The 7460-nt window shown below is 67.0% G+C and carries 10 protein-coding genes; 5 read left to right on the top strand and 5 right to left on the bottom strand.

Annotated elements, in window-relative coordinates; all coding sequences use genetic code 11:
• Positions 1-119 precede the first annotated feature (119 nt).
• A complete protein-coding gene (locus tag AC04MI_RS21650) occupies positions 120-1268 on the top strand; it encodes a helix-turn-helix domain-containing protein (protein WP_288851959.1) in 1149 nt (382 codons plus the stop codon).
• A 150-nt stretch (positions 1269-1418) separates the two neighbouring features.
• On the opposite strand, the gene AC04MI_RS21645 is transcribed toward AC04MI_RS21650, so the two are convergent.
• Positions 1419-1865, bottom strand: a complete 447-nt coding sequence (locus tag AC04MI_RS21645; protein WP_436077808.1) for a helix-turn-helix domain-containing protein — start codon at positions 1863-1865, stop codon at positions 1419-1421.
• Between the two features lie 116 nt (positions 1866-1981).
• Here AC04MI_RS21645 and AC04MI_RS21640 point away from each other — a divergent pair, with 116 nt between their 5' ends.
• Genes AC04MI_RS21640 through AC04MI_RS21630 form a run of 3 tightly spaced genes read left to right on the top strand, consistent with a single transcriptional unit; the run spans position 1982 to position 3318 of the window.
• On the top strand, positions 1982-2446 hold the full coding sequence (locus tag AC04MI_RS21640; RefSeq protein ID WP_436077884.1) for a DUF2938 domain-containing protein: 465 nt from the start codon (positions 1982-1984) through the stop codon (positions 2444-2446).
• A 48-nt stretch (positions 2447-2494) separates the two neighbouring features.
• On the top strand, positions 2495-3094 hold the full coding sequence (locus AC04MI_RS21635; RefSeq protein WP_436077807.1) for a flavodoxin family protein: 600 nt from the start codon (positions 2495-2497) through the stop codon (positions 3092-3094).
• Positions 3091-3318 carry a DUF2798 domain-containing protein gene (locus tag AC04MI_RS21630; protein WP_436077806.1) on the top strand — a complete coding sequence of 76 codons (228 nt, stop codon included), beginning with the start codon at positions 3091-3093 and terminating at the stop codon, positions 3316-3318. Before AC04MI_RS21635 ends, AC04MI_RS21630 begins: the two co-directional genes overlap by 4 nt.
• A gap of 27 nt (positions 3319-3345) precedes the next feature.
• On the opposite strand, the gene arsB is transcribed toward AC04MI_RS21630, so the two are convergent.
• The 4 genes from arsB to AC04MI_RS21610 are packed head-to-tail and all read right to left on the bottom strand — an operon-like array spanning position 3346 to position 5786.
• Entirely contained in the window at positions 3346-4410 is a 1065-nt protein-coding gene (gene arsB, locus AC04MI_RS21625; RefSeq protein ID WP_436077805.1) for an ACR3 family arsenite efflux transporter, read from the bottom strand.
• Positions 4407-4913, bottom strand: coding sequence for an arsenate reductase ArsC (locus AC04MI_RS21620; RefSeq protein ID WP_121942283.1), 507 nt, complete (start codon positions 4911-4913; stop codon positions 4407-4409). Before AC04MI_RS21620 ends, arsB begins: the two co-directional genes overlap by 4 nt.
• A 9-nt stretch (positions 4914-4922) precedes the next feature.
• Positions 4923-5426: an ArsI/CadI family heavy metal resistance metalloenzyme gene (locus AC04MI_RS21615; RefSeq protein WP_436077804.1), complete on the bottom strand. Its 504-nt coding sequence runs from the start codon at positions 5424-5426 to the stop codon at positions 4923-4925.
• 33 nt (positions 5427-5459) lie between these two features.
• Entirely contained in the window at positions 5460-5786 is a 327-nt protein-coding gene (locus tag AC04MI_RS21610) for an ArsR/SmtB family transcription factor (RefSeq protein ID WP_436077803.1), read from the bottom strand.
• A 182-nt stretch (positions 5787-5968) separates the two neighbouring features.
• Here AC04MI_RS21610 and AC04MI_RS21605 point away from each other — a divergent pair.
• The coding region (locus AC04MI_RS21605; RefSeq protein ID WP_476498659.1) for an EAL domain-containing protein at positions 5969-7460 on the top strand (1492 nt) is incomplete at its 3' end.

Raw genomic sequence — 7460 nt, 5'->3', positions numbered from 1 at the left:
GTGTACAACACGGCTGCGCCCGGCGCCTAGATTGCGGCCTTGCCAGACCCTCACGCACCCCCGATTTCCCGGATTCAGTGGACTACCGCATCATGCGGACCTCCAGGAGCCTGTTCACCATGCTGATCTCCGCGCCCCACCCCGCTGCTGACCGCCACGCGCTGATTGCGCAGGCGCGCCAGAGCCTGCTGTCCGACGGTGCAGCGCCCGTGCGCGCCGAGGTGGAGCCGTGGATTGCGCGGTCCTGGCAACGCTGCCTGGCGCGGGGCCTGGAGCCCACACGGCGCGTGGCGTTTGACGCCGTCAGCGCCACGGCGCTGCGCCACAGCCAGGAGCAGAACCACCACCTGCTGCGCGCGGCCCGGCCGGTGCTGGAGCAGCTGACCCGGGCCATTGCGGGCATGCGCTACTTCGCCATGCTGACCGACGCACGCGGCATCGTGGTCGATGTGCAAGGCCATTGCGACCGGAGCGACCCGCGCGCCAGCGCCATTGGCCGCGTGGGCATTGATTTATCGGAAGCAGCCGTTGGCACCACCGCCATCGGCGCCGCACTGGAAGAGCTGCAGCCTGTGTGGCTGCACCGGGGCGAGCATTTTTTTGACGACAACGCCAGCTACAGCTGCGCCGGGGCCCCGCTGTTCGACCCCCAGGGCCGCTGCATGGGCATGCTGGACCTGACGGGTGTGGATGTGCCCGAACGGCCCGAGCTGCGCCACCTGGTGGCCCGGTCGGCCCGCGCCATGGAAGACGCACTGCTGCTGCAACTGCCCCATGCCCTGCTGCTGCGTGTGAACTGGCCAGGCTGCCCGCTGGGCGGCGAAGGCGACGGCCTGCTGACGCTGGACGCCGACGGCTGCGTGGTGGGTGCCAACAGCATGGCCCGCCAGCTGGTGCCGCAGCCCCTGCGCGCGCCCGGCCTGCCAGGCGCCCGGACCCACTGCAGCGACCTGCTGGCCATGCCCTGGACCATGCTGTTCGACGCGGCCCGCCAGCAGCGTAGGGAGCCGCTGGATTTGCCGCTGTGGTCGGGCCTGCGGCTGCACGCGCTGGCGCAGTTGCCTGCGCACGCCCGCACCGTGGGCGACACCCACACAGCGGCGGTGCCAGGCATTGCATCCGCGCCCGCCCCGCTGCGCGAGGCCGAAGTGGCCATGATCCGCCGCGCGGTGCAGGAAGCGCGCGGCAACGTGGCCGAGGCGGCGCGCGCGCTGGGCATCAGCCGCGCCACGGTSTACCGCAAGCTGGGCGCCCCCAAAGGCGGGTGACGGGCCCGCGCCGCCGCCCACACCGCAGTGCAAGCGTCCGGCGTCTCCACCTCAAGCCTTTTGGGCCGATAGCGTTAGTGCAATATGCCTGAGAAGCTATCAAATAAATAGCAACTTAATCACCCCATCAACCGAGGCGCCTCGGGCCGCTCAGGCACGCGGCCGACGCAGCCCCACCACCGGCTGCGCGCTGCGCCGCTGCTGACGCTCCAGAGCTCCGTCAGCGGCGGCTTTCAGCAGGCGCTGGAAGGACGGGCACTGGGCGTGGCTCTCGGCAGGGCAGGCGGCCGCATGCCGCAGGCCGTTGCTCATGGCCTTGAGGCGCTTGACCATGGTGTCGAGTTCGTCGGCCTTGGCTGATAGCAGCTGCCGGTCGATGTTCGGCTCGCCACTGGGCAAGAACATCGACCGGATGTCGTACAGCGAGAACCCGGCCGACTGCCCCAGCGCAATCAGCGCCAGCTGGTCCATCACGCCGGGCGCAAACCGGCGGCGCTCGCCGGGTTGCCCCACCGACTGGATCAAGCCCTTCTCTTCGTAATACCGCAGCGTGGACGCCCGCAGCCCGGAGCGTTTGGCGACTTCGGCAATGTCCATGAAAAAACCTCTTGACCTCAAGTTGACTTGAACTTCTATATTCCGTTCAAAACCTTCTTCCGTCAACTTTTCGAGGTGTTTTGATGACTCTCTCACTGCAAGACATTCCCCTCGCCATGCTCCTGGGCATCGGCGCCACCGCCGTCATGGATGCCTGGCTGTTGCTGCTCAAAAGGCTGGGGGTGCCCACGCTCAACTTCGCTTTCATCGGCCGCTGGGTAGGCCACCTGGTGCGCGGCCAGATCGCCCACGCCGCCATCGCCAAGGCAGCCCCGGTCCGGGGCGAACTGGCCTGGGGCTGGCTCACGCACTACGCCGTGGGCGTGGCCTTTGCGGGGGTGCTGCTGTCTCTGCAGGGCGCCACCTGGGTCCACAGCCCTACCCTGTGGCCCGCGCTGGCCGTGGGCATGGGCACCGTGGCGGCGCCGCTTTTGGTGATGCAGCCCGCCATGGGCTCGGGCTTTGCGGCATCGCGCACACCGACCCCGCTCAAGAACTGCCTGCGCAGCCTTGCCAACCACACCGTGTTTGGCCTGGGCCTGTATCTCTCCGCGCTGGTCATCGCACTGATTTCACGCTGACCTGCCCTGCGCCTTCTCCCCCGAAATCACTCCCAAGGAACCCACACCATGCAACACATTGCCATCGTTTATCACAGCGCCCACGGCCACACCGCACACATTGCCCACCACGTGCTGGACGGCGCCCGCGCCGTGCCGGGCGTCCTCGCCGAACTGGTCCGCGCCGAAGACCTGGCGCAGGCGCCCGACCGCCTGCTGCGCTACGACGGCGTCATCCTGGGCTCGCCCACCTACCTGGGCGGGGTCTCGGGGCCGTTCAAGACCTTCATGGATTCCACAGGCCGCCTGTGGAAGACGCAGCAGCTCAAGAACAGGCTGGCGGCGGGCTTTACCGTGTCGTCGCTGCCGGCGGGCGACAAGCAGTCCACGCTGATGTCGATGTGGGTGTTTGCCATGCAGCACGGCATGGTGTGGGTGGGCAACCCCATCCTGCCCGAGCAACACGCCGGGGTGCCGTACGACGAGGCGGCCAACCGCCTCGGCTCCTGGTCGGGCCTGATGGCGCAGGCGGGCCATGGGGCGGCCGCCGATGCCTTTGTGCCCGGCGACACCAAGACCGCCCGCATGTTCGGCCAGCACTTTGCCGAGACACTGCAACGCCTGAGCGGTGTGGGCGCACGCCAGCCTGGCGAGGAGGTCGCGGCATGATCCCCGCCCGCTATGGACCGGTGCTGTTCAGCTTGATCTTGTCGGGTGTGATGTCGCTGCTGGTGTCGGGCATCTCCACCTTTCGCGCGCTGCAGCCGCAGCAGGACTTTGTGAGCCTCTGGGCGGGCGCGTGGCTGACCGGGTGGCTGTTTGCATTTCCGGCGGTAATGCTGGCAGCGCCACTGGCCCGCAAGGCGGTGGCGATGCTCACGGCCAGGGGCTGACCGCACAGGCGCGGTGTACCGCGCCGCTCACGCCCGCTCGTACCAGCCCTTGCTGCGGTTGACGATGTGCACCACCAGCAGCATCACCGGCACCTCGATCAGCACGCCCACCACGGTGGCCAGCGCGGCGCCGGAGTGAAAGCCGAACAGGCTGATGGCAGCAGCCACCGCCAGCTCGAAAAAGTTGGAGGCGCCGATCAGTGCCGATGGGCAGGCCACGCTGTGCTTCTCCCCCACCGCGCGGTTGAGCCAGTAGGCCAGCCCCGCGTTGAAAAACACCTGGATCAGGATGGGCACGGCCAGCAGCGCAATCACCAGTGGCTGCTGCAGGATGGCCTGGCCCTGGAACGCAAACAGCAGCACCAGCGTGGCCAGCAATGCGGCGATGGACCAGGGCCCCATGCGCGCCATGACGGCATCGAACACTGCCTGCCCTTGGGCCAGCAGCGACCGGCGCAGCCACTGGGCCAGCACCACCGGGATCACGATGTAGAGCACCACCGAGGTCAGCAAGGTGTCCCACGGCACAGTGATGGCCGAGATGCCCAGCAAGAACGCCACCAGCGGCGCAAACGCAACCACCATGATGCTGTCGTTCAGCGCCACCTGCGACAGCGTGAACAGCGGGTCGCCGCCCGTGAGGCGGCTCCACACGAACACCATGGCCGTGCAAGGCGCAGCCGCCAGCAGGATGAGGCCTGCGATGTAGCTGTCCAGCTGGTCCGCAGGCAGGTAGGGCGCAAACCAGTGGCGGATGAACAGCCAGCCCAGCAACGCCATCGAAAACGGCTTGACCAGCCAGTTCACCACCAGCGTCACGCCGATGCCCCGGGCGTGCTGGCGCACCTCGCCCAACGCGCCGAAGTCCACCTTCACCAGCATGGGGATGACCATCACCCAAATCAGCAGGCCCACGGGCAGGTTGACCTTCGCGATCTCCATGCGGCCCACGGCCTGGAAAATCGACGGCAAGAACTGCCCCAGCGCAATGCCCACCACGATGCACAACAGCACCCACACGGTGAGGTAGCGCTCGAACACGCTCATGGGGGCCGGGACGGCGGCTCCGGCCGGGTTGCACTGCACCGTCATGGCGTGGCGGCGGCACGCGACAGTTCGCGCGCGGTGTGCTGCAGCAGGGTCTTTTCGAGCTTGTCGGCAGGCAGGTTGATGAGCAGCTCCAACCGCTGGTGGATGGCATGCAAGGTCTTGCGGAAAGCCTCGCGCTTTTCGTCGTCCGTGCCGTCCCCTGCGGACGGGTCGGCGTAGCCCCAGTGCGCAGTGGCGGGGTGGCCGGGCCAGATGGGGCAGACCTCGCCGGCCGCGTTGTCGCAGACGGTGATGATGAGGTCCATCACGGGTGCTCCCGGGGCGGCAAACTCGTCCCAGCTTTTGCTGCGCAGGCCTTCGGTCGAGATGCCCGCGGCACGCAGCACCTCCAGACCCAGCGGGTTGGGTTGCTGGTTGTCGCGCGGGCTGCTGCCCGCCGAGTACGCATGGAACCGGCCCGGTGCCATGTCGTTGAGCAATGCCTCGGCCAGGATGCTGCGGGCCGAGTTGTGGGTGCAAAGAAAAAGAACGTTCAAAGCGGTCATGCGGCGCTCTCAGCAGCAGCTGGTTTTGGCGGTTGTGGCAGTGGCCGGGCCGCAGCACGCCGCCCGAGGGGCCGCAGGTGCAGGGGCTGCCACCGCCGCTGGCGCGCAGCAGGCGCCCGCAGATGAAGACGGTGTGGCTTCGTTGAAGACGGGGGTGTCGCCCAGGGTGTGAAAGTGCTCCCAGGCAATGCCCTGCGGGTCGGTCACCCAGTGCTTTTCGCTGCGGGCGTAGCAGCAGGTGGTGTTGCCCTCGTCGAGCAAGGCCATGTCGGCGGCCTCGGCGCGCGCCTTCAGTTCGGCCAGCTCCTGAGCGTCGTCGGTCTGCATGCCAAAGTGGTCCAGGCCTGGCTTGGCGCCGCGCGTGGAGATGGCGAAGTTGACGCGCGGGTCCTCCAGCATCCACTTGGCATAGTCCGCCTCCACCCGCGCGGGGGCGGCAGCAAACAGTTTGGAATAGAAGGCGATGCTTTGGGCCAGATCATCGACATGCACATGGGCGTGGAAGCGTTTCATCGGGTTCTCCTTGGGGGTAGTGGACAGAGACGGTCAGCAATGGCAGGACGCGGCCGCGTTGGCAGGCGCGCAGCCCTGGCCTTCGCAGCAGTTTTCGGTGAGGTAGGCCAGCAGCGCATTCATGGTGTCGAACGCGGCGCGGTAGATGAGGTTGCGGCCCTGCCGCTCCTGGCTGATGAGCCCTGCGTGCGACAGCTCCTTGAGGTGAAAGGACAGGGTGTTGGGCGCCACCTCCAGCTGGGCGGCCAGATCACCGGGGGTCAGCCCCGCAGGGCCCGCCACCACCAGCGCACGAAAGACCCGCAAGCGGACCTCCTGGGCCAGGGCTGCGAGGGCACGGACAACATCGGTTTCTTGCATGGATCGATAATACAACGAATGTTGAATTATTGGAAATTGCATCCAAAAAAATCACTGAAAACCCACGCCCTTCCCAGATGGCAGCCTATCGCCCGGGAGCTCGCACCCGCCACAGGCTGTTACGCGTTGGCCCCGCCCCACGGTCGTATGATGACCCGCATACAAAAAAAGGGCGGGAGCACGTGGACGATTTGGTTTCAATCTGGCAGGGTGCCATGCAGGTGTTTGTGGTGGGATTTCCGCCACTGCTGCAAAGCCTGCTGTTCTGGGTGTTTGCGGCACTGGTCGTGCACGTGTGCCAGCAGTTGGTGGAGCACACCGCGTATTCCGTGGACCCGTCCAGCCGCCGCATCAGCGCATCCCACGCATCGCTGTGCATTGGCTCCATCGTGTGGGCGCTGGACGTGGTGGGCCTATTCCTGTACAACGAGCTGTCGCACCATGTGCTGGAGCTGGTGCCCGCGCTCAGCGGCCTGGTCATCATGGTGGTGAGTGCGCGGCTCACCATCCCCACCCTCAGCACCGGCGCCAGCAAACGCCGCATTGCGCTGGCCAGCTTGTGGCTGGCGATGGGCACGCTGGCAGGGCACTTCACCATCACCAGCAGCCACGTGCAGAGTTTCGGGCAGATCAACCTGCCAGCCACTGTGCTGTCGCTGGGCATCGCCACCGGCATTTCTTGCTACTGCGCCATCCGCCACCGCGCCGCCAAGCTCAGCGTGCTCACCCCCCGCTACCGGGCCCAGAACTGGGCGGACAAGCTGCTGTGCGGCGGCGCGATCCTGGTGCTGCACTGGCTGTTGGTCAACACCTTTGCCATGCACCTGGGCGACCCCGAGGGTGCGTCCGATGGCGCCGCGCTGCTCTTTGTGATGCTGGTGTTTGCGATGGCGGTGGCCATGGAGCATCTGAGCAACCTGCGCTCGGACGCGGGACGCCAGCAGTTGCTGCGGCGGGGGTTGTCGATGATGCGTACGTCGGCATTGGCCCACAACGCCCACAGCGATATCCAACAGTCGCTGATTGCCGACCACCTGGACCGCCTGCTGCATCCCGACAACCTGGCCCTGCATTTCCAGCCCATCATCCACACCCAGCGCAGCGGGGTGCAGCTGGAGGCACTGCTGCGCCTGACCGACACCACCCTGGGCCGMATCAACCCCGAAACCTTCTTGCTGGTGTGCGAGCTGCAGGGCAAGACGGCGGAGGTGGACCGCATGATTGTGTGCAACGCGCTCGACCATCTGTGCCACTGGCGGGCGCAGGGGATGGACGCAGTGTCCATCAGCGTCAATGTGGCGCCAGTCACGCTGATGCACGAAAGCTTCGCGCCTTGGCTGGGTCTGCAGCTGGCCCAGCGCGCCCTGCCCCCGCGCACCCTGAAGCTCGAAATGACCGAGCATGCCGTGATTGCGCTGGGCCCCCAGATGGTGGCGGCCATCAGCGCGCTGAGCGCCCTGGGTGTGGCCGTTTTGATGGACGACTTTGGCGCCGGGTATTCATCGCTGGGCATGCTGGCCGAGCTGCCGATTGCGGGCATCAAATGCGACCGCCTGTTCGTACGGCAGCTGCCGCAGGACCGCCGCCGCCAGAAGCTGCTGCGGCACATCAGCTCCCTGGCGCGGGACCTTGGCCTGTCGGTGGTGGTTGAAGGCGTGGAGACGCCCGAAGAGC

The sequence above is a fragment of the Acidovorax sp. LjRoot204 genome (assembly GCF_056175785.1).
The sequence above is the reverse complement of the archived record's forward strand: the minus strand, read 5'-3'. Positions and strand labels throughout refer to the sequence as shown.